The sequence below is a fragment of the Streptomyces sp. NPDC056479 genome (assembly GCF_042795335.1).
Lineage (GTDB): Bacteria > Actinomycetota > Actinomycetes > Streptomycetales > Streptomycetaceae > Streptomyces.
This window is the reverse complement of record NZ_JBHTRZ010000007.1, coordinates 188072-210636: the sequence shown is the minus strand read 5'-3', so window position 1 is coordinate 210636 and position 22565 is coordinate 188072. Positions and strand designations below refer to the sequence as shown.

12 protein-coding genes are annotated in these 22565 nt (G+C 70.2%); 11 read left to right on the top strand and 1 reads right to left on the bottom strand.

Annotated features, from left to right (window positions below; translation table 11 throughout):
* Positions 1-99 precede the first annotated feature (99 nt).
* From ACFQ6S_RS27240 to ACFQ6S_RS27205, 8 genes are all read left to right on the top strand, one after another.
* Entirely contained in the window at positions 100-1884 is a 1785-nt protein-coding gene (locus ACFQ6S_RS27240) for an ABC transporter ATP-binding protein (protein WP_383415013.1), read from the top strand.
* Positions 1881-3734 (top strand): ABC transporter ATP-binding protein, encoded by a 1854-nt coding sequence (locus tag ACFQ6S_RS27235; RefSeq protein WP_383415010.1) that lies wholly within the window; start codon positions 1881-1883, stop codon positions 3732-3734. Before ACFQ6S_RS27240 ends, ACFQ6S_RS27235 begins: the two co-directional genes overlap by 4 nt.
* Positions 3735-3767: 33 nt before the next feature.
* Positions 3768-5483 (top strand): ABC transporter ATP-binding protein, encoded by a 1716-nt coding sequence (locus tag ACFQ6S_RS27230; protein ID WP_383415008.1) that lies wholly within the window; start codon positions 3768-3770, stop codon positions 5481-5483.
* Between the two features lie 113 nt (positions 5484-5596).
* Positions 5597-7348, top strand: coding sequence for an ABC transporter ATP-binding protein (locus tag ACFQ6S_RS27225; RefSeq protein WP_383415005.1), 1752 nt, complete (start codon positions 5597-5599; stop codon positions 7346-7348).
* Between the two features lie 75 nt (positions 7349-7423).
* A complete protein-coding gene (locus ACFQ6S_RS27220; protein WP_383415002.1) occupies positions 7424-9454 on the top strand; it encodes an NAD(+) synthase in 2031 nt (676 codons plus the stop codon).
* Between the two features lie 272 nt (positions 9455-9726).
* Positions 9727-11769 carry a M4 family metallopeptidase gene (locus ACFQ6S_RS27215; protein ID WP_383414999.1) on the top strand — a complete coding sequence of 681 codons (2043 nt, stop codon included), beginning with the start codon at positions 9727-9729 and terminating at the stop codon, positions 11767-11769.
* Between the two features lie 211 nt (positions 11770-11980).
* The gene (locus tag ACFQ6S_RS27210) at positions 11981-13645 is read left to right on the top strand and encodes a M4 family metallopeptidase (RefSeq protein ID WP_383414996.1); all 1665 of its coding nucleotides are present in this window, start codon (positions 11981-11983) and stop codon (positions 13643-13645) included.
* A gap of 71 nt (positions 13646-13716) precedes the next feature.
* Complete coding sequence (locus ACFQ6S_RS27205) at positions 13717-14232, top strand: DUF1990 family protein (protein WP_383414993.1); 516 nt, start codon at positions 13717-13719, stop codon at positions 14230-14232.
* A gap of 43 nt (positions 14233-14275) precedes the next feature.
* On the opposite strand, the gene ACFQ6S_RS27200 is transcribed toward ACFQ6S_RS27205, so the two are convergent.
* Positions 14276-16903 carry a glycosyltransferase family 1 protein gene (locus ACFQ6S_RS27200; protein ID WP_383414991.1) on the bottom strand — a complete coding sequence of 876 codons (2628 nt, stop codon included), beginning with the start codon at positions 16901-16903 and terminating at the stop codon, positions 14276-14278.
* A gap of 353 nt (positions 16904-17256) precedes the next feature.
* Here ACFQ6S_RS27200 and ACFQ6S_RS27195 point away from each other — a divergent pair, with 353 nt between their 5' ends.
* The 3 genes from ACFQ6S_RS27195 (at position 17257) to treS (ending at position 22530) form a co-directional block, all read left to right on the top strand.
* The gene (locus tag ACFQ6S_RS27195) at positions 17257-18459 is read left to right on the top strand and encodes a S8 family peptidase (protein WP_383414988.1); all 1203 of its coding nucleotides are present in this window, start codon (positions 17257-17259) and stop codon (positions 18457-18459) included.
* 262 nt (positions 18460-18721) lie between these two features.
* A complete protein-coding gene (locus tag ACFQ6S_RS27190) occupies positions 18722-20833 on the top strand; it encodes a maltotransferase domain-containing protein (protein ID WP_383414985.1) in 2112 nt (703 codons plus the stop codon).
* Positions 20830-22530 (top strand): maltose alpha-D-glucosyltransferase, encoded by a 1701-nt coding sequence (gene treS / locus ACFQ6S_RS27185; RefSeq protein WP_383414982.1) that lies wholly within the window; start codon positions 20830-20832, stop codon positions 22528-22530. Before ACFQ6S_RS27190 ends, treS begins: the two co-directional genes overlap by 4 nt.
* Positions 22531-22565 lie beyond the last annotated feature (35 nt).

Below are 22565 nucleotides of genomic sequence, written 5' to 3'. Positions count from 1 at the left end.
ACGACCCCTCGAACACGCAGGTCGTAGGACCAGCGACCGAACCCGGACCGGCCAAAACTCGGTGGGCAGTGTCAGTGGCGATCCGTAGGCTCGCTGCTGATGGTGACGACACGTGCAACCGCCGAGGACAGGTCCGAACGATCCGCCGTGCGTACGCTGCTGCGCCTGTGGCCGTATGTACGGCCGGTGCGGGTGCGTTGGTTCACCGCCGCGGGTGTGGCGGTCCTGGCCTCGTGTCTGTCGCTGGTCATTCCGCTCGTCCTGAAGTGGATGGTGGACGGGCCGGTCGCCGACCGGGATCCGGCCGGGGTGTGGCTCGGGGCGCTGTATCTGCTGCTGCTCGGGCTCGGGGAGGCGTTGCTGTTCGGGCTGCGGCGCTGGCTGGTGGCGCGCCCGCTGGCGGGGGTCGAGGCGGGGATGCGGGCGGATCTGTACCGGCATCTTCAGCGGCTGCCGGTGGCCTTCCACGACCGGTGGGCGTCGGGACAGCTGCTGTCCCGGGGCACGACCGATCTGATGCTGGTGCGTATGTTCCTCGCCTTCCCGCTGACGTTTCTGCTGGTCAACGGCGTGACGATCCTGGTCGGCGTGATCATCATGCTGCTTCAGGACTGGACGCTGGGGCTGGTGATCCTGATCCCGGCCGTGCCCGTGATGGTCACCTGCGTGATCTTCGAGAAGCGGTACGCCGAGGTGGCGCGGCGTGCGCAGGACCAGGTCGGCGACCTGACGACGGTCGTCGAGGAGAGCGTGCTCGGGATCCGGATCATCAAGGGGTTCGGGCGGCACCGCAGTCAGGCGCGGGCGTTCCGGGAGCTGTCGGGCACCCTGCGCGGCACGGAGCTGCGCAAGGCGCGGCTGCTGGCGACGATCTGGGCCGTCATCGTGACGCTGCCGGAGGTCGCCATCGGGGCGGCGCTGGTGCTGGGCGCGGTGCAGGTGGCGGACGGGGAGCTGTCGGCGGGCACCCTGGTGGCGTTCCTGTCGACGGCGCTGGCGCTCCGATGGCCCGTGGACTCGATCGGGTTCCTGCTGGCGATGAGTCAGGAGGCGGCGACCGCGACGGAGCGGTACTTCGAGGTCATGGACGCGGTGCCGGAGGGGCATGCGGTCTCGACGGCTCGGCAGGACCGTACGGACCGCGGACTCCGGTTCCACGACGTGCGGTTCCGCTACCCCGACGCCCCCGGGGACTCCCCACCGACTCTCGACCGCATCGACCTGCACATCCGCCCCGGCGAGTCCATGGCCCTGGTCGGCGCGACGGGCAGCGGCAAGACGACCCTGACCGCTCTCGTCCCGCGTCTGCACGAGGTGACGTCCGGCCGGATCACCCTCGACGGTCAGGACATCACCGCGATGACCCGCGAGGAGCTGCGCTCCCTCGTCGCTGTCGCCTTCGAGGAGCCCACCCTCTTCTCAGCCGGTGTCGCCGAGAACGTGCTCATGGGCGCCGCGGACGGGGCGGGAGAACCCGAGTTGGAGCGGGCGCTCGCCGTCGCGCAGGCCGCCTTCGTGCACGATCTGCCGCACGGCACCGGGACCCAGGTCGGCGAGCAGGGCCTCAGTCTCTCCGGCGGCCAGCGGCAGCGCCTCGCGCTCGCGCGCGCGGTCGTCGGCCGGCCCCGGTTCCTCGTCCTCGACGACCCCCTGTCGGCCCTCGACGTGCACACCGAGGCCGCGGTCGAGGCCGCCCTGCGTGAGGTGCTCGCGGAGACCACCGCCCTGATCGTCGCCCACCGACCGTCCACCGTGCTGCTCGCGGACCGCGTCGCCCTGCTCTCCGACGGCCGCATCAGCGCCGTCGGCACCCATCACGAACTGCTGCGCAGCAACGCCGAGTACGCCCACCTGATGGCCGGGACCGAGGAGGCCGACCGATGACGGCGACCACCGCCACCGCACCGGACAAGGAAGAGCCGGCCAAGGAACCCGCAAGGGCGGACGACCCCTTCGACCACGACGTCCTGCCCACGCCCCCGGGCGCCACCGCCACCCTTCTGCGCTCCCTGCTCACCCCGATGAGGGCCCGCGTCACCGTCACCACCCTCCTGTTGCTGCTCCAGCAGGCGGCCGTGCAGGCGGGCCCGCTGCTGGTGGCGTACGCCATCGACACGGCCGTACCGGCGTTCCGGCGCGACGATCTCGGGCCGCTGATCGCGGTCGGGGTCGGCTATCTGCTGTGCGCGCTGGTCTCGGGCACCCTCCAGTACGCGTTCATCCTGGCCTCCGCCCGGGTCAACCAGGATGTGCTGCTCGATCTGCGCGGCCGGATCTTCCGCCATGCCCAGGCCCTGAGCGTCGACTTCCACGAGCGCTACACCTCGGGGCGGCTGATCTCCCGCTCCACCACCGACGTGGAGTCCCTGCGCGAGCTCCTGAACGAGGGCCTTCAGGAACTCGTCACCGTCATCCTGTCCTTCGTCTACATCTCGGCGATGCTGCTCTGGCTGGACCTCGGTCTCGGCGCGTTCGCCGTGGCCTCGTTCGTGCCGCTGTATCTCCTGGTACGGCTGTATCAGCGGCGCGCCGGGCGGGTGTACCGGCTGCGGTCCACCGCCATCGCTGCCGTGATCGTCAAGTTCGTCGAGACGATGAACGGCATCCGCCCGGTGCGGGCCTTCAGGCGCGAGGCCGCCAACGACGCCGACTTCCGGGTCCTCAACACCCGGCACGAACGGACGAACGGCGACGCGCTGCTGGAGATGGCCCGGTACGTCGTCGGCTCCCGCATCGTCGCCAACACGGCCGTCGCCGGGATCGTGCTGTGGGGCGCCTACCGGGTCGCCGGCGGCACGCTTGCCCTCGGGGTGCTGGCGGCGGCCGTGCTGTATCTGCGGCGGCTGTACGACCCGATCGACCGGCTCGGCATGTTCCTCAACTCGTACCAGTCGGCGGCGGCCTCCCTGGAGAAGATCGCCGGACTGCTGGCCCAGACGCCGTCCGTGCCGGAGCCGTCCACACCCGAGCAGCTCCCGGCACTCCGCTCGGAACACCCCGGCCGGGAGGTCGTCTTCGACGGCGTCCGGTTCGGCTACCGCACCGGCGGCGAGGTGCTGCCCCGCTTCGACCTCACGATCCCGGCCGGGCAGACGGTCGCCGTCGTCGGCTCCACCGGCGCCGGCAAGTCGACGCTCGCCAAGCTGCTCGCCCGGTTCTACGACCCCTCCGACGGCCGGGTCCTGCTGGACGGCGTCGACCTGCGCGAGCTGGCCGTGCCCGAACTGCGGCGCGGGGTGGTGATGGTGACGCAGGAGGCCTTCCTGTTCTCCGGCACGGTCGCCGAGAACATCGCCATCGGACGCCCCGACGCCACCCGCGAGGACATCGAGCAGGCAGCGAAGGCCATCGGCGCGCACGACTTCATCAGCTCCCTGCCCGACGGCTACGACACCGACGTACGCAAGCGAGGCGGCCGCATCTCGGCCGGTCAGCGCCAACTCGTCGCGTTCGCGAGGGCGTTGCTCGCCGACCCGGCCGTGCTGATCCTCGACGAGGCGACCAGTTCCCTCGACATCCCCGGCGAACGGGCCGTGCAGCGCGCGATGTCGACGGTGCTGCACGGGCGTACGGCCGTCGTCATCGCCCACCGGTTGTCCACCGTCGAGATCGCCGACCGGGTCCTGGTCATGGAGCACGGCCGGATCGTCGAGGACGGCACACCGGCCGAACTGATCGCCGGGACAGGCAGGTTCGCGGATCTGCACCGGGCGTGGCGGGACAGTCTGGCGTAGCGGCAAGGCGGAACAGGACGGGAACGGGGAACGATGATCGACGCGTACGAGGATCCGGGCGAGCCCGACTGTCGCGGCGGATGGTGGTATCTGTGGTGGCTGGTCATGCGCCAGATGACGCGGTCCGTGGTCGGGGCGCTGATCTCCAGTGTGTGGATGGTGCTGCTGGCGGCGACCCCGTACCTGATGTCCCGTGCCGTCGACGACGGGCTGACGGGTGGTGACTACGGTGCGTTGGCGGGGTGGACGGGTGCGCTGTTCGCGGTCGGGGCGTTCAACGCCTGGCTGAGCATCATGCGGCACCGCACGATGACGCGGGTGCGGATGGACGCCAACTTCCGCACGGTCAAGGTGCTGGTCGGACACGCGGTACGACTGGGCGCCACGCTGCCGCGCCGGATCGGGGCCGGGGAGGTCGTCACGATCGGCGTGGGCGACGTCCAGACCATCAGCCAGTCCCTGACCGTCGTCGGCCCCGGGGTCGGGGCGATCGTCGCCTATCTGGTGATCGCCGGGCTGCTGGTGTCGGTGTCGGTGCCGATCGCCGTCGTGGTGCTGCTCGGGATGCCGCTGGTCGGCGTGATCGTCGGGCCGCTGCTGGGGCGGCTGCAGGCGACGGAGACGCAGTACCGGGAGCGGCAGGGGGTTCTGACCGCACGGATCGCCGACCTCGCGGGCGGGCTGCGCGTGCTCAACGGCCTCGGCGGCAAGGGCCTGGTCGCCGACGCCTTCCACCACGACTCGCAGCGGCTGCGGGCGCAGGGCTACCGGGTCGGGGCGGTGACCAGTTGGGTGCAGGCGCTCGGGGTGGGGCTGCCGACGCTGTTCCTGGCCGTGGTGACCTGGCTGGCGGCGCGGCTGGCCGCCCAGGGGGAGATCACCGTGGGCGAGCTGGTGTCGGTGTACGGCTATGTCGCGGTGCTGGTGGGGCCGGTGGCGTTCTTCATCGAGTGCGGTTACCAGGTCAGCCGTGGAGTGGTGGCGGCGCGGCGGGTCGTACGGTTCCTGCGGCTGGAGCCGATGGCGGACACCGGCACACGGGACGCGCCGGCCGAACCTGCGGTGCTGTGCGACCCCGAGTCCGGGGTGCGGGTGCCGCCTGGCCGGCTCACCGCACTGGCCGCGGCGCTGCCCGCCGACGCCACGGCCGTCGTCGACCGTCTCGGCCGCTACGTCCCGTCGGCGGCGACCTGGGGCGAAGTGCCTCTGAGCGAGATCGCGTTACCGCAGGTCCGGACGCGCATCCTGGTCGCCGACCACGAGGCCGACCTGTTCGCGGGCACGCTGCGCGAGCTGGTGGCCGCCGGGTCCGCGGACCTGGACGAGCGGGCGATCACACGAGCGGTGCACACGGCGGTCGCCGAGGACATCGTCCGTGGTCTCCCCGACGGCCTCGACACCCCGATCGACGCCCAGGGCCGCAACCTCTCCGGCGGCCAGCGCCAGCGCGTCCGCCTGGTCCGCACACTGCTGGCGGACCCGGAGGTGCTCCTGGCGGTGGAACCGACGTCGGCACTGGACGCCCACACGGAGGCACAGGTCGCCGAACGCCTGCACACGACGAGGCGGGGCCGTACGACGCTGGTGACGACGACGTCCCCCTTGGTCCTGGACCGAGCGGACACGGTCCACTACTTGGTCGACGGCAAGGTGGCGGCAACAGGCACCCACCGAGAACTGCTGGACGGAGAGCCGGGATACCGAGCCCTGGTGGCCCGGGACGAGAACGCCGAGGAGCTGACCAGGTGACGCAAACTCAGCCCACCTCAGGAGCGCGGGCCCGTGTCGATAGGCGGCTCCGCCGCGGGGACGACCAGGCCACATCACACCCGCACCCGGCAGACCACCCCAAGTCCCGCGCCATGAGCCGCAATTCGCTTCCCATCGCCGAACGGCAAGACGTCCGCCGGGCCACCGTCCGCCTGATCCGAGCCGACGCCAGATCATTCACCGCCGTACTCGCCCTGAACGCGGCCGCAGCGATCGCCGGCCTGGCCAGCCCCTGGCTGGTGGGCCGCATCATCGACGAGATCCGCGCCGGCCACGGCGTCACGGTCGTTGACAAACTCGCCCTGGCCATCCTGATAGCGGCAACAGCCCAGCTGTTGCTGGCCCGCTGGGCCCGCTACGTCGGCCACCGCTTCGGCGAACGCATCCTCGCCCGCGTCCGCGAGGAGTTCGTGAACCGCACGCTCGCGCTGCCCGCGTCGGTCGTGGAACGGGCCGGCACCGGGGACCTGACCGCGCGCGGCACCGCCGATGTGGCGACCGTCGGCACCACCCTGCGCGACGCCGGGCCCGAACTGCTCATCAACTCCGTTCAGGTCCTGTTCCTGCTGGGCGCGGTCTTCGCGCTGGACCCCCTGCTCGGTGCCTGCGCTCTGATCGGCCTGGCCGGTCTGTGCCCGGTGCTGCGCTGGTATCTGCGCCGCGCCCGTGCCGGGTACCTCGCCGAGGGGGCGGCCACCTCGGATGTCGCGGAGGTCCTCGCGGCGACCGCGTCCGGCGCCCGCACGGTGGAGGCACTGCGGCTGGAGCGGCGGCGCGTGGCGGCGAGCCGGGACGCGCTGGAGACATCCCGCCGGACCCGCCTGCACACCCTCTTCCTGCGCACGGTGTTCTTCCCGTCGGTCGAGATCGCCTATCTCGTCCCCGTGGCGACGGTCCTGCTCGTCGGCGGGGCCCTGCACGCGCAGGGCACGGTCAGCCTGGGCACGGTGGTCGCGGCGGCGCTGTATCAGCAGCAGATGGCCGGTCCGCTGGACGAGATCCTGATGCGGGTCGAGCAACTCCAGAGCAGCGGCGCCTCGTTCGCCCGCGTGGAAGGCCTGGCACGGGCCCCGCAGGCCGCGGCGGCCGACTCACCGACACCCGCCGACGACCGGATCGACGTGACCGGAGTGCGCTACGCCTACGACCGCGGCGGCGAGGTCCTCGGCGGCGTCGACCTGACCGTGCGGCCGGGGGAACGCCTCGCGGTGGTCGGCCCGTCCGGCGCCGGCAAGACGACCCTGAGCAGGCTGCTCGCGGGGGTGGACGCGCCGAGCGCCGGCTCGGTGACGGTCGGCGGAGTCCCGGTCGTCGCGCTCGGCCCGGAGCAGCTGCGCCGCCAGGTCGTCCTCGTCACCCAGGAGCACCACGTCTTCCTCGGCACGGTCCGCGACAACCTCCGTATCGCCGAGCCGTCCGCCACGGACGAGGACCTGTGGGCCGCCCTCACCGCGGTCGGCGCGGACACCTGGGTACGGCGGCTGCCCGACGGCCTCGACACGGCGCTGGGCGACGGAGGTCGCGCCACGGACGGCTCACAGGCCCAGCAGCTGGCCCTCGCCCGCGTGGTGCTGGCGGACCCGCACACCCTGATCCTCGACGAGGCGACGGCCCTGCTCGACCCGGCCACGGCCCGGCACACCGAGCGCGCCCTGGCGGCCGTGCTCCAGGGCCGTACGGTCATCGCCATCGCGCACCGTCTGCACACCGCGCATGACGCCGACCGCGTGGCGGTGATGGAGAACGGCCTGCTCACCGAGCTGGGCACGCATGACGAGCTGGTCTCGGCGGACGGGGCGTACGCGTCGCTGTGGCGGTCCTGGCACGGGGAGTGGCCCGCCTGAACAGGCGATCTATGCTCGATGCCGTAGGAGATCCCTGGCACGCTGAAGCAAGCCACAGTAGAAAGCCGCAGTCCATTGAACTTCTGGTCGATCTACCAGCACGGCTTCGCGCGGGTCGCCGCGTGTACGGGCCACACCGTCATCGCGGACCCGCGCGCCAACGCCGAGGCGGTCCTGCGGCAGGCGCGCGCGTGCGCTCAGGAGGGCGTCGCGGTCGCCGTCTTCCCCGAGCTGGGCCTGACCGGCTACTCGATCGAGGACCTGCTGCTCCAGGACGCGGTGCTCGACGAGGTCGAGGAGGCGCTCGGCACGGTGGTGGCCGGGTCGGCGGAGCTGCTTCCGGTGCTGGTCGTCGGCGCTCCGCTGCGTCATCGCCATCGGATCTACAACTGCGCGGTGATCGTGCACCGCGGCCGGATCCTCGGCGTCGCACCCAAGTCGTATCCGCCGAACTACCGCGAGTTCTACGAGCGGCGGCAGATCGCGTCCGGCGAGAACGAGCGCGGCGGGACGATCCGGGTCGGCGGCGCGGAGGTGCCGTTCGGTGTGGACCTGCTCTTCGAGGCGGAGGACGTCCCCGGGCTGGTCCTGCACGCGGAGATCTGCGAGGACATGTGGGTGCCGGTGCCGCCGAGCGCGGAGGCCGCGCTGGCCGGCGCGACCGTGCTCGCCAACCTCTCGGGCAGCCCGATCACGGTCGGCCGCGCCGAGGACCGTCGGCTGCTGTGCCGCTCGGCGTCCTCGCGCTGCCTGGCGGCGTACGTCTACTCGGCGGCCGGTCTGGGCGAGTCGACCACGGACCTGTCCTGGGACGGCCAGACCATGATCTACGAGGACGGCGTGCTGCTGGCCGAGACGGCCCGCTTCGCGTCCGACGACCAGTACGCCGTCGCCGACGTGGACCTGGACCTGCTGCGGCAGGAGCGGAACCGGATGGGCACGTTCGACGACAACCGCCGTACGCACGCCGGGCGGACCGGTGACTTCCGGCGGGTGGGGTTCCGGCTGGACCCGCCGATGACGGATCTGGGGCTGAAGCGGCGGGTCGAGCGCTTTCCGTTCGTGCCCGCCGACGCCGACCGGCTGGCCCTGGACTGCTACGAGGCGTACAACATCCAGGTCGCGGGCCTCCAGCAGCGGCTCGGCGCGATCGGCGGCCCGAAGGTGGTCATCGGGGTGTCCGGCGGCCTGGACTCCACGCACGCGCTGATCGTCGCCGCCCGGGCGATGGACCGCGCCGGGCGCCCGCGCAGCGACATCCTGGCCTTCACCCTGCCCGGCTTCGCCACCAGCGACCACACCAAGGACAACGCGCACAAGCTGATGAACTCGCTCGGCGTCACCGCGGCCGAGCTGGACATCACGCCGACCGCGCGGCTGATGCTGCAGGAGATGGGCCACCCGTTCGCGTCCGGCGAGCCGGTGTACGACGTCACCTTCGAGAACGTCCAGGCGGGTCTGCGCACCGACTACCTGTTCCGGCTCGCCAACCAGCGCGGCGGCATCGTGCTCGGCACCGGCGACCTGTCGGAGCTGGCGCTCGGCTGGTCCACGTACGGCGTGGGCGACCAGATGAGCCACTACAACGTGAACTCCGGTGTGCCGAAGACCCTGATCCAGCATCTGATCCGCTGGGTCATCGGCAGCGAGCAGTTCGACGAGGAGACCGGCGGGACGCTGGCCGCGATCCTCGGCACGGAGATCAGCCCGGAGCTGGTGCCGGGCGAGGAGATGCAGTCGACCGAGTCGAAGATCGGGCCGTACGCACTGCACGACTTCACGCTCTTTTACGTTCTGCGGTACGGCTTCCGGCCGTCGAAGATCGCCTTCCTGGCCTGGCACGCCTGGCACGAGGCGGACGCGGGTGCCTGGCCGCCCGGGTTCCCCGAGGCGAAGCGGGTGGCGTACGACCTGGCCGAGATCCGGCGCTGGCTGGAGGTCTTCTGCCGTCGCTTCTTCGCATTCGCACAGTTCAAGCGCTCCGCGATGCCCAACGGTCCGAAGGTCTCGGCCGGCGGCTCGCTCTCCCCGCGCGGCGACTGGCGCGCGCCGTCCGACGGCAACGCGGCCGCGTGGCTGCGCGATCTCGGCCGGATCGACGATTGAGCTGTCTGGTCCGTTTATCGAACGTGAACTCCCGGACAACGAACGATTTCCGGCCAAGTTTCTGACGCGGTCCTGACAGAAACCGCAACCACCTGCCACTCTTCCCACGGCCGCGACACAGCAACCCCACAGCACCGTCACACGACGGTGCCCGCGGCCGAACTCCGCACGCGCACGTCGTTCTGCGTACCACCCCGAACTGCCCGGACGGCCCACCCGCCGACCGGTCTCCCCTGGCCGCGTGATCCGCGGCCGCGCAGAAGGAGTCAGTGTTGAGAGACAGTTCCTCCCACAGACGCGCCCCCCACACGACGCATCGCCGGGCCGCCGCAGTCGCCCTGGTCGGCGTCTCCGCCCTGATCGCCGCCGCCGTCCAGACGGGCGCCGCCACCGCAGCCCCGGAGAAGGCACCGTCGGCCGCGGGCAAGGTCATACCGGGCGCCGAGTCCGTCAAGCTCTCCCCCGCCCAGCGCGCCCAGCTGATACGCGAGGCCAACGCCACCAAGGCGGACACCGCCAAGGACCTGGGCCTCGGGGCCAAGGAGAAGCTGGTCGTCCGTGACGTCGTCAAGGACGGCAACGGCACGGTCCACACCCGCTACGAGCGGACCTACGACGGCCTGCCCGTCCTCGGCGGCGACCTGGTCGTCGAGACCACGAAGTCCGGCGCGACCAAGGACGTCGTGAAGGCGACCCGAGCCGCCATCAAGCCGGCGACCACCACCGCCGCCGTCCCCGCCGCCAAGGCGGAGAAGCAGGCGCTGGCCGCCGCGAAGGCCGAGGACGCCAAGAGCCCGGACGTCAACAAGGCGCCGCGCAAGGTGATCTGGGCCGCCAAGGGCACGCCGACCCTCGCCTACGAGACCGTCGTGGGCGGCCTCCAGGAGGACGGCACCCCCAGCGAGCTGCACGTCATCACCGACGCCGCCACCGGCGCCAAGCTGTACGAGTACCAGGCCATCGAGACCGGTACCGGCAACACGATGTACAGCGGCACGGTCACGCTCGGCACCACGCAGTCGGGGTCGACGTACAACCTGACCGACGGTGCGCGCGGCAACCACAAGACGTACAACCTCAACCGCGGCACCTCGGGCACCGGCACGCTCTTCTCCGGTCCCGACGACGTGTGGGGCAACGGCAACCCGTCCAACCTGGAGACGGCGGGCGCGGACGCCCACTACGGTGCCGCGCTGACGTGGGACTACTACAAGAACGTGCACGGGCGCAGCGGCATCCGGGGTGACGGCGTCGGCGCCTACTCCCGGGTCCACTACGGCAACAACTACGTCAACGCGTTCTGGTCCGACAGCTGCTTCTGCATGACCTACGGCGACGGCTCGGGCAACACCCACCCGCTGACGTCCATCGACGTGGCCGGCCACGAGATGACCCACGGTGTCACCTCCAACACCGCGGGCCTCATCTACAGCGGCGAGTCCGGCGGTCTGAACGAGGCGACCTCCGACATCTTCGGTTCGACCGTCGAGTTCTACGCCAACAACGCCTCCGACGTCGGTGACTACCTCATCGGCGAGGAGATCGACATCAACGGCGACGGCACCCCGCTGCGCTACATGGACAAGCCGAGCAAGGACGGCGCGTCCAAGGACAGCTGGTACTCGGGCATCGGCTCGGTCGACGTGCACTACTCGTCGGGCCCCGCGAACCACTTCTTCTACCTCCTGTCGGAGGGCAGTGGCACCAAGACCATCAACGGTGTCACCTACAACTCGTCCACCTCGGACGGCCTTCCGGTCACCGGCATCGGCCGGGACAAGGCGGAGAAGATCTGGTTCCGCTCGCTGACCACCAAGTTCACCTCGAACACCAACTACGCGGCCGCCCGCACCGGCACCCTCGCGGCGACCGGTGAGCTGTACGGCACCACGAGCGCCGAGTACAAGGCCGTGCAGGACGCCTGGGCCGGCGTCGCCGTGGGCACCCGCCCCGGGGGCGGTGGCGGTACGTCGTTCGAGAGCGGCACCGACGTGTCGATCCCGGACAACGGGGCGGCCGTGACGTCGCCGATCACGGTGTCCGGCCGGACCGGCAACGCGCCCTCCAACCTCCAGGTCGCCGTGGACATCGTCCACACCTACGTCGGTGACCTCAAGGTGGATCTGCTCGCCCCCGACGGCACCGCGTACACGCTGAAGGGCTACGGCACCGGCGGCAGTTCGGACAACCTCAACACCACGTACACGGTGAACGCGTCCTCCGAGGTCGCCAACGGCGTCTGGACGCTGCGGGTCCAGGACAACGCGGCCATCGACACCGGCTACATCAACAGCTGGAAGGTCACCTTCCCGTAGGCCCGTTCGCGGTCTGCCTCTGACAGGGCGCCGTCTCGGTGGGTTCAACTCCCGCCGGGACGGCGCCCGTTCACGTTTCTGAAACATTCACCGTTCAGTCAAATTTTGGCCAACATCACCGAGCACTCCTGACATGTACGCGTCCCAGGTGTCACGCTTCCTCCACCCGCCGCACCAGCACCAATGCACCTCCCCCACAAAAGGAGCTCGTGTGACCCCCCTCTACGCGCGTCGCAAGCGCACCACCCTGGCCATCGCCACCTCCGTGGCCGCCGGGGCACTCCTCACCACCGCCCTGACCACCGGTGGTTCGGCCGCCGCTGCCCCCGCGGGCGCCGGCACCAAGGCCGCCCCGCTCGCCGCACCGGTCGCGCTCGCCCCCGCGGCCCGCACCACCCTGATCAAGGACCAGCAGGCGAAGGCGGCCGACACCGCCGACGAGATAGGCCTCGGCGCCCAGGAGAAGCTGGTCGTCAAGGACGTCGTCAAGGACGCCGACGGCTCGGTCCACACCCGCTACGAGCGCACCTACGCGGGCCTGCCCGTCCTCGGCGGCGACCTGGTCGTCCACGAGTCGGCGGCGGGTGCGAGAAAGGGCGTGACCAAGGCGACGAGCGCCACCATCAAGGTCGCCTCGCTCAAGCCGGCCATCACCGCGGCCAAGGCCGAGGGCCAGGCCGTGAAGCTGGCCAAGGCGGCCGGCTCGGAGAAGACCTCGGCCGACCAGGCGGCCCGCAAGGTGATCTGGGCGGCGAACGGCAAGCCGACCCTCGCCTACGAGACGGTCGTCGGCGGCCTCCAGGACGACGGCACCCCGAACGAGCTGCACGTCATCACCGACGCCGCCACCGGCAAGAAGCTGTTCGAGTACCAGGGCATCGAGACCGGCAGCGGCAAGAGCCTGTACTCGGGCACGGTCACCCTCGGCACCACCAAGTCGGGCTCGACGTACCAGCTCTACGACACCACGCGCGGCGGCCACAAGACGTACAACAAGGCCCGCAGCACCAGTTCCTCCGCCGGAACGCTGTTCACCGACGCGGACGACACATGGGGCACCGGCACGGCCTCCAGCTCCTCCACCGACCAGACCGCCGCCGTCGACGCGGCCTACGGCGCGCAGGAGACCTGGGACTTCTACAAGAGCACCTTCGGCCGCAGCGGCATCAAGAACGACGGCAAGGCGGCGTACTCGCGCGTCCACTACGGCAACGCGTACGTCAACGCGTTCTGGGACGACAGCTGCTTCTGCATGACGTACGGCGACGGCGAGGGCAACACCAACCCGCTGACGTCGCTGGACGTGGCCGGCCACGAGATGACCCACGGCGTCACGTCGAACACGGCGGGCCTGAACTACTCGGGCGAGTCGGGCGGCCTGAACGAGGCCACCTCCGACATCTTCGGCACGGCGGTGGAGTTCTACGCGAACAACTCCAACGACGTCGGTGACTACCTCATCGGCGAGGAGATCGACATCAACGGCGACGGCACCCCGCTGCGCTACATGGACAAGCCGAGCAAGGACGGCGGATCCAAGGACAGCTGGTCCTCGTCGCTGGGCGGCCTGGACGTCCACTACTCCTCGGGCCCCGCGAACCACTTCTTCTACCTCCTTTCGGAGGGCAGCGGCGCGAAGACGATCAACGGGGTGAGCTACAACTCCCCGACGTCCAACGGCTCGACGGTCACGGGCATCGGCCGCGCCAAGGCCGCCGCGATCTGGTACAAGGCCCTGACCGAGTACATGACGTCGACGACCAACTACAAGGCCGCCCGCACGGCGACCCTGAGCGCGGCGTCCGCCCTGTACGGCTCCACCAGCACCGAGTACAAGACGGTGGCGGCCGCGTGGTCGGCCATCAACGTGAGCTGACGCGCACACAGTCGTAAAGGGCGGCACCCGGGACGAAGGCATCCCCGGGTGCCGCTCTACGCTTGGGCCCCATGTCCTTCACGTACGACGACGTCGGCGCGACCCGGGAGAACGGCTTCTGCCCTCCCGGCTTCCACCCCCTGCACGTACGCACCCGCATCGGCGAGGGCGAGGACGTCTTCCGCAGAGCCGCCGAAGCGGTCATGACCTGGGAGATGCACCGCGAGCTGGGCGTCGGCATCGACGCCTCCTCCGAGCGCGCGGCCCCCGAGGTGGACGTCACGGTCACCCTCGCCGGCCTCATCAAGGCCCCCTGCCGGGTCGTCTGGACGGTCGAGGAGTACCGCCGCATCGGCTGGGCGTACGGCACCCTCCCCGGCCATCCGGAGTGCGGTGAGGAGGCGTTCCTCGTGGAGCGCACGGGGGACGGCACGGTCTGGCTGACGATAAGGGCCTTCAGCCGCGCGGCGAAGTGGTACACCCGAGCGGGCGGGGCGGCGACACGCGGCTTGCAGCAGGCGTATGCGCGGCGGTGCGGGGCGTCGTTGCGGCAGCTCTGCGAGCGGGAGTTCAAGGAGGAGTACTGAGAAGCAGCCGCCTCCTTGAAGACGCCCCGACCCCGTCAGAGCGTCACCGCAGCAACACCCCGGCCCCCTCCCCCAAGTCCTCAGAAGGCACCGCCACCAACCCCAGCTCCGCGCTCGACGCCAGCAGTCGATGTGCCGGAAGAATCCGGACCGTGTATCCGTACGGCCCCGTCCGGTCCAGGGACAGCGGGCCCTCGTACGTCCAGCGGCCCTCCGTGTCCGGGCCCCCCGTCGGCTTCAGGGGGACCGTCGACGCGTCCGCGATGCGGTCCTCCGAGTCGACGCGGCCCGAGACGGCCTGGACCTCCACGTCGTCGGGGGCGAGGTCGCCGAGGCCGACGCGGACGTGGAGGGTGAGGGTGCTGCCGAGTTCCGCCGTGGCCGTCACCGTCGCCACGGACGTCTCCACGTGGTCGACGCTCACGTCGTGCCACGCCGAGCGGACCCGTGCCTTCCAGCCTGCCAGTTCGCGCGCCGAGTCCGCCGTCATCGCGCGGTGGGCGTGCGCGGCGGGCGTGTAGAGGCGTTCCACGTATTCGCGGACCATCCTGCCCGCCAGGACCTTCGGGCCGAGCAGGGTGAGGGTCTGGCGGACCATTTCGATCCAGCGGTCCGGCAGGCCGGCCTGGCCGTGCTCGTAGAAGCGGGGGGTCACCCGCTGCTCCAGCAGGTCGTACAGCGCCGCCGCCTCTATGTCGTCCCGGCGGTCCGGGTCCGTGCCGGTGCCGTCCGCCGTGGGGATCGCCCAGCCGAAGTCGGGCTGGAACCACTCGTCCCACCAGCCGTCCAGGACGGACAGGTTGAGGCAGCCGTTCAGGGCCGCCTTCATGCCGGAGGTGCCGCAGGCCTCCAGCGGGCGCAGCGGGTTGTTCAGCCAGATGTCGCAGCCGGGATAGAGCTTCTGGGCCATCGCCATGCCGTAGTCCGGGAGGAAGACGATGCGGTGGCGGACCCGCGGGTCGTCCGCGAACTTCACCAGCTCCTGGACCAGACGCTTCCCGCCGTCGTCGGCCGGGTGCGCCTTGCCCGCCACCACGATCTGGATCGGGCGCTCCGGGTGCAGGAGCAGGTCCATCAGACGGTCGCGGTCCCTGAGCATCAGCGTCAACCGCTTGTACGACGGGACCCGCCGCGCGAATCCGATCGTCAGGACGTCCGGGTCCATGACTCCGTCGATCCAGCCCAACTCCGCCGTCCCGGCGCCGCGTTGGCGCCACGACGCGCGCAGTCGCTCCCGCACCTCCAGCACCAGCTGCTCGCGCAGCACCCGCCGCAGCTCCCAGACGTCCTGGTCGGGGATCTCCCCCACGGCGTCCCAGCGGTCCGAGCCGCCGACGGTCATCGCGTCCTCGGTGCGCTGGGCGCCGATCTGGCGGGCGCCGAGGCGGAACACCTCGGGGGCGACCCAGGTCGGGGCGTGGACGCCGTTGGTGACCGAGGTGATCGGGACCTCGTCGGGGTCGAAACCCGGCCACAGACCCGAGAACATCTCGCGGCTGACGTTGCCGTGGAGGAGCGAGACGCCATTGGCGCGCTGGCCCAGGCGCAGGCCCATCACCGCCATGTTGAAGAGGTTCGGTTCGCCGCCGGGGTAGGTCTCCATGCCGAGCTGGAGGATGCGTTCGACGTCGATGCCGGGGAGCTCGGCGGCGGGGCCGAAGTGGTGGGCCACCAGCTCGCGGTCGAAGCGGTCGATGCCGGCCGGGACGGGCGTGTGCGTGGTGAAGACCGTGCCGGCACGGACGGCCTCCAGGGCCGCGTCGAAGTCCAGGCCGTCCCGCTCGCACAGCTCCGCGATGCGCTCCAGGCCGAGGAAGCCCGCATGGCCCTCGTTGGTGTGGAAGACCTCGGGGGCGGGGTGACCCGTCAGACGGCAGTACGTCCGCACCGCGCGCACCCCTCCTATGCCCAGCAGCATCTCCTGCAGCAGCCGGTGTTCGCTGCCGCCGCCGTAGAGCCGGTCGGTCACCCCGCGTTCGCCGAGGTCGTTCTCCTCGACGTCCGAGTCGAGCATCAGCAGGGGGACGCGGCCGACCTGGGCGAGCCAGACACGGGCGTGCAGCGACCTGCCGCCGGGCAGGGCCAGGGAGACCTGGGCGGGGGTGCCGTCGGGCTCCTTCACAAGGGCCAGCGGCAGCTCGTTGGGGTCCAGGACCGGGTAGTGCTCCTGCTGCCAGCCGTCCCGGGACAGGGTCTGCCGGAAGTAACCGTGCCGGTACAGCAGCCCGACGCCGATGAGCGGGACACCGAGGTCGCTGGCCGCCTTGAGATGGTCGCCGGCCAGGATGCCGAGGCCGCCGGAGTACTGGGGCAGGGCGGCCGTGATGCCGAACTCGGGTGAGAAGTAGGCGACGGCGGCCGGGAGTTCGGCGGACTGGTGCTGGTACCAGCGGTCGCCGGTGACGTAGTCGTTGAGGTCACCGGCGACTGCCGTCAGCCGGCGCAGGAAGTGGCGGTCCTCGGCCAGCTCCGCGAGCCGTCCGGGCGACACGCTGCCCAGCAGCCGTACGGGGTCGTTGCCCGAGGCGGCCCAGCGCTCGGGGTCCACGGACTGGAAGAGGTCGCGGGTCTCCGCATGCCAGGACCAGCGCAGATTGCGCGCCAGGTCGCTGAGGGGCCGGAGGGGTTCGGGGAGGACAGGTCGGACGGTGAATCGACGGATCGCCTTCACGGTTCACCTCGGGCAGCGCGTGGCAGGGGGCCCACGGCGGTGTGGGTCCCGTCATCGCCCCCGACGGTATCGGTATGCGGGGCTTCGTAACCACAGTGCGTTCTTTCGGTCATCACTGACGGTGACTGGTTGTCAAGCAGGAGGGAAGGGAGCACGTACGTCCGAAAAACACCGCAACCACACCGCAGCCTTTACAGATCCGCCATGGACGATATGGCCGATTCCGCCCCCGTAGGCCTCCTTGTGGCGACTTCTCACATCACGAGAGGGTGACAGATGGCGTACCGGCCACACCGGGTGCACCCGGCGAACCACGGCCGCCGTGCGCCGAGTTGAGGAGGGGAACTCACACCATGGCACGGACGCGCACACGGCGTCTGCGCCGGGCAGGCGGGCTGACCGCGGTGACCTGTGTCGCCGCGCTTTCGGCCACCACCATGCCCGCGCACGCCGCACCGGAGGGGCAGATACTCGGCGCCGGAGAACCCGGCTCCGTCAGCGGCAGTTACCTGGTGACACTCAAGGGGGAAACGAAGGCTCCGTCGGCGGCCGGAAAAGGCCTGGCCGAGAAGTACGGGGCGAAAATAAGCCACACCTACGGCACGGTTCTCAACGGCTACGCCATCCGGGCCAACGAGAGACAAGCCAAACGGCTCGCGGCCGACCCCAGGGTCGCCTCGGTCGTCCAGGACACGCGCGTGACCCTGGAGCACACCCAGAAGAACCCGCCGTCCTGGGGCCTGGACCGCATCGATCAGGCCAATCTTCCGCTGAGCAAGAGCTACACCTGGCCCGAGTCCGCGGGCGCCGGGGTGACGGTGTACGTCATCGACACCGGCATCCGCATCTCGCACAAGGAATTCGGCGGCCGGGCGAGCCATGGCTGGGACTTCGTCGGCGACGACAGGACGGCGAGCGACGGCAACGGACACGGCACCCATGTCGCCGGCACCATCGCGGGCCGGCAGTACGGCGTGGCCAAGAACGCCAAGGTCGTCGCCGTACGCGTTCTCGACAATGCCGGCGGCGGCAGCACGGCCGATGTCATCGCGGGCATCGACTGGGTGACCAAGCACGCGAAGAGGCCGGCGGTCGCCAATGTCAGCCTCGGCGGCTACCGGAACTCCCAGCTGGACGCGGCTGTACGCAACTCCATCGCGTCCGGCGTCACCTACACGGTCGCGGCGGGCAACGACGGGCTGCCGGCGGGCCTGTACTCCCCCGCGGCGGTGAAGGAGGCCATCACCGTCGGGGCCATCGACAAGCGGGACGCGAGGGCGGGCTTCTCCAACTTCGGCCCGGTCCTGGACCTGTTCGCCCCGGGTGTCGGGATCACCTCGGCCGCGTACGCGAGCGACACCGGCACGGCCACCTACTCCGGTACGTCGATGGCGTCGCCGCACGCCGCGGGGGCGGCCGCGCTCTATCTGGCCGGCCATCGCAAGGCGTCGCCCGCACAGGTCGCCAAGGCGCTCACGGCGCGGGCCGCGTCCGGCAAGGTCTCCGGCCGCGGGCTCGGCTCACCGAACAAACTCTTGCAGGTACCGGGCTCGTAGCGGCCTCTTCACGCCGAGTTGCGAACACCGGCCCCGTTCCTCAGGAACGGGGCCGGTCTTGTGCGTAGACATACGCGTGAGTAGTTAACAAAGTGCCGGATTGCCCACCCGAATAGGGTGGGAAGGCTCCTCCGGTACACCCCACCCGTGCGCCCCCGGGCGCACACCCCACGCGGCGGAGCCGCATATCGACACAGCACCACGCAGGACCAACCTCCCCACAGCCATCCGCCCACCCAAGTTGACGCGGACAGGAGCGGTCATGCCCGCCATGCACCACCAGTCGTCCTCACCCCCGACGCCTCGCACCGACGCACCCCCAGCCCCCCGCGCCACCGCCGCCGACCCAGGACCGCCGGCTCCGGAGCGACCCTCCGCGACCGACACGGCCGGCGGCGTCGGGCGCATACCGGTTCTCGACGTCCGCCCGATCGTCCAGCGCGGGCGCCGGCCCGCGAAGGCGGTGACCGGCGAGAGCTTCGAGATCTCGGCGACCGTGTTCCGCGAGGGCCATGACGCCGTGGCCGCCAATGTCGTGCTGACCGACCCCGCCGGCCGTCCCGGGCCATGGACGCCGATGCGTGAACTCGCCCCCGGCACCGACCGCTGGGGCGCCGAGGTCACCGCCGGCGAGCCGGGCCACTGGACCTACCGGGTCGAGGCATGGGGCGATCCCGTCAGCACCTGGCGGCACCACGCCCAGATCAAGATCCCGGCCGGAATGGACACGGAGCTCGTGCTGGAGGAGGGCGCGCGACTGTACGAGCGCGCCGCCGCCGGTGTGTCCGACAGCGAGGGGCGGCAGGTGATCGTCGCGGCCGTCGAGGCGCTGCGGGACGAGAACCGGCCGGCCGCCTGGCGGTTGGCGGCGGCGCTGACGCCCGACGTCGATGCCGTGCTGGGGCGTTGTCCATTGCGGGATCTGGTCACGGCGTCGGATCCGCTGCCGCTGCTGGTCGAGCGTGAACGCGCCCTGTACGGCTCCTGGTACGAGTTCTTCCCCCGTTCCGAGGGCACCCCCGCCCGCCCGCACGGAACCTTCGAGACCGCCGCCCGACGGCTGCCCGCCATCGCCGCGATGGGCTTCGACGTCGTCTACCTCCCCCCGATCCACCCCATCGGCACCACCTTCCGCAAGGGCCGCAACAACACCCTCTCCGCCGGCCCCGACGACGTCGGCGTGCCCTGGGCCATCGGCTCCCCCGAGGGCGGCCACGACGCCGTCCACCCCGACCTGGGCACCCTCGACGACTTCGACCGCTTCGTGGCCAGGGCCGGCGAACTCGGCCTGGAGATCGCCCTGGACTTCGCCCTGCAGTGCTCCCCCGACCACCCCTGGGTCGACAAACACCCCGAGTGGTTCCACCACCGCCCCGACGGCACCATCGCCCACGCCGAGAACCCGCCGAAGAAGTACCAGGACATCTACCCCATCGCCTTCGACGCCGACCTCGACGGCCTGATCACCGAAACCAGCCGCGTCCTGCGGCACTGGATGGACCACGGAGTGCGGATCTTCCGGGTCGACAACCCGCACACCAAACCCGTCCTGTTCTGGCAGCACGTCATCGACGGCATCAACCGCACCGACCCCGACGTGATCTTCCTCGCCGAGGCCTTCACCCGCCCCGCGATGATGCACACCCTGGCCCAGACCGGCTTCCAGCAGTCCTACACCTACTTCACCTGGCGCAACACCAAACAGGAACTCACCGAATACCTCACCGAACTCTCCGGCGAGGCCGCCTCCTACATGCGCCCCAACTTCTTCGCCAACACCCCCGACATCCTGCACGCCTACCTGCAGACCGGCGGCCGCCCCGCCTTCGAGGTCCGCGCCGTACTCGCCGCCACCCTCTCCCCCACCTGGGGCATCTACAGCGGCTACGAACTCTGCGAGAACACCCCCCTGCGCCCCGGCAGCGAGGAATACCTCGACTCGGAGAAATACCAGATCCGCCCCCGCGACTGGGAAACCGCCGAACGCCAAAAACGCACCATCACACCCCTGCTCACCCGCCTCAACGCGATCCGGCGCGAGAATCCGGCCCTACGGCAACTGCGTGACCTCCACTTCCACGACGCGGACCAGGAAGCGGTGATCGCGTACTCGAAACGGGAGGGTTCGAACACGGTTCTGGTGGTCGCCAACCTCGATCCGCACCACACCCAGGAAGCCACGGTCTCGTTGGACATGCCGCAACTCGGCCTGGAATGGCACGAGTCGGTGCCGGTGCGCGACGAGCTCACCGGCGAGACCTATCACTGGGGCAGGGCCAACTATGTGCGCCTCGAGCCGGGCCGCGCGCCCGCGCACATCTTTCGTGTTCTGCGACCGTCCTCCCCGCAGATCGGAGGGTCACCCACAAAATGATCGTCAACGAGCCCGTTCAGGACACCTTCGAGGACACTCCTGCCAAGGATCGTGATCCCGACTGGTTCAAGCGCGCCGTCTTCTACGAGGTCCTGGTCCGCTCCTTCCAGGACAGCAACGGCGACGGCGTCGGCGACCTCAAAGGCCTCACCGCCAAACTCGACTACCTGCAATGGCTCGGCGTCGACTGCCTGTGGCTGCCGCCCTTCTTCAAGTCACCGCTCAAGGACGGCGGCTACGACGTCTCCGACTACACCTCCGTGCTGCCGGAGTTCGGGGACCTCGCCGACTTCGTGGACTTCGTGGACTCCGCCCACCAGCGGGGCATGCGGGTCATCATCGACTTCGTCATGAACCACACCAGCGACCAGCACCCGTGGTTCCAGGAGTCCAGAAAGGACCCCGACGGCCCCTACGGCGACTACTACGTCTGGGCCGACGACGACAAGGCCTACGCCGACGCCCGCATCATCTTCGTCGACACCGAGGCCTCCAACTGGACCTTCGACCCGGTCCGCAAGCAGTACTTCTTCCACCGCTTCTTCTCCCACCAGCCGGATCTGAACTACGAGAACCCGACCGTGCAGGAGGAGATCCTCTCGGCGCTGAAGTTCTGGCTGGACCTTGGAATCGACGGCTTCCGACTGGACGCGGTGCCGTATCTGTATGCCGAGGAAGGCACGAACTGCGAGAACCTTCCCGCGACCCACGAGTTCCTCAGGCGGGTGCGCAAGGAGATCGACGCCCAGTACCCGGACACGGTGCTGCTGGCGGAGGCCAACCAGTGGCCGGAGGACGTCGTCGACTACTTCGGCGACTACTCCAGCGGCGGCGACGAGTGCCACATGGCGTTCCACTTCCCCGTCATGCCGCGCATCTTCATGGCGGTGCGCAGGGAATCGAGGTACCCGGTCTCGGAAATCCTCGCGAAGACCCCGGCCATTCCCTCCGGCTGCCAGTGGGGCATCTTCCTGCGCAACCACGACGAGCTGACCCTGGAGATGGTCACCGACGAGGAACGCGACTACATGTGGGCGGAATACGCCAAGGACCCCCGCATGCGCGCCAACATCGGTATCCGCCGCCGGCTGGCACCCCTGCTGGACAACGACCGCAACCAGATCGAACTCTTCACCGCCCTGCTGCTGTCGCTCCCCGGCTCGCCGATTCTCTATTACGGCGACGAGATCGGCATGGGCGACAACATCTGGCTCGGCGACCGCGACGCCGTCCGCACCCCGATGCAGTGGACCCCGGACCGCAATGCCGGTTTCTCGTCGAGTGATCCGGGACGGCTGTATCTGCCGACCATCATGGACCCGGTCTACGGCTACCAGGTGACGAATGTCGAGGCGTCGATGTCCTCGCCGTCCTCGCTTTTGCACTGGACCCGCCGAATGATCGAGATCCGCAAGCAGAACCCGGCGTTCGGACTCGGCTCGTACACCGAACTGCAGTCGTCGAATCCGGCCGTGATCGCGTTTCTGCGCGAATACGAGGACGATCTCGTCCTGTGCGTCAACAACTTCTCGCGGTTCGCGCAGCCGACGGAACTCGATCTGCGCAGGTTCAACGGCCGACATCCCGTCGAACTGTTCGGCGGGGTGCGATTCCCGGCCATCGGTGAGCTCCCGTACTTGCTGACCCTCGGGGGCCACGGCTTCTACTGGTTCCGGCTGCGCAAGGACGCCGCCTGAGAGCCCGGCGGGGCGGTTTCCACCGCCCCGCCCGG

Excerpts from the sequence above, each read along its gene's own strand:
- ACFQ6S_RS27240 (WP_383415013.1), top strand. The coding sequence starts at position 100 with ATGGTGACGACACGTGCAACCGCCGAGGACAGGTCCGAACGATCCGCC.
- ACFQ6S_RS27235 (WP_383415010.1), top strand. The coding sequence starts at position 1,881 with ATGACGGCGACCACCGCCACCGCACCGGACAAGGAAGAGCCGGCCAAG.
- ACFQ6S_RS27230 (WP_383415008.1), top strand. The coding sequence starts at position 3,768 with ATGATCGACGCGTACGAGGATCCGGGCGAGCCCGACTGTCGCGGCGGA.
- ACFQ6S_RS27225 (WP_383415005.1), top strand. The coding sequence starts at position 5,597 with ATGAGCCGCAATTCGCTTCCCATCGCCGAACGGCAAGACGTCCGCCGG.
- ACFQ6S_RS27205 (WP_383414993.1), top strand. The coding sequence starts at position 13,717 with ATGTCCTTCACGTACGACGACGTCGGCGCGACCCGGGAGAACGGCTTC.
- ACFQ6S_RS27195 (WP_383414988.1), top strand. The coding sequence starts at position 17,257 with ATGGCACGGACGCGCACACGGCGTCTGCGCCGGGCAGGCGGGCTGACC.
- ACFQ6S_RS27190 (WP_383414985.1), top strand. The coding sequence starts at position 18,722 with ATGCCCGCCATGCACCACCAGTCGTCCTCACCCCCGACGCCTCGCACC.
- treS (WP_383414982.1), top strand. The coding sequence starts at position 20,830 with ATGATCGTCAACGAGCCCGTTCAGGACACCTTCGAGGACACTCCTGCC.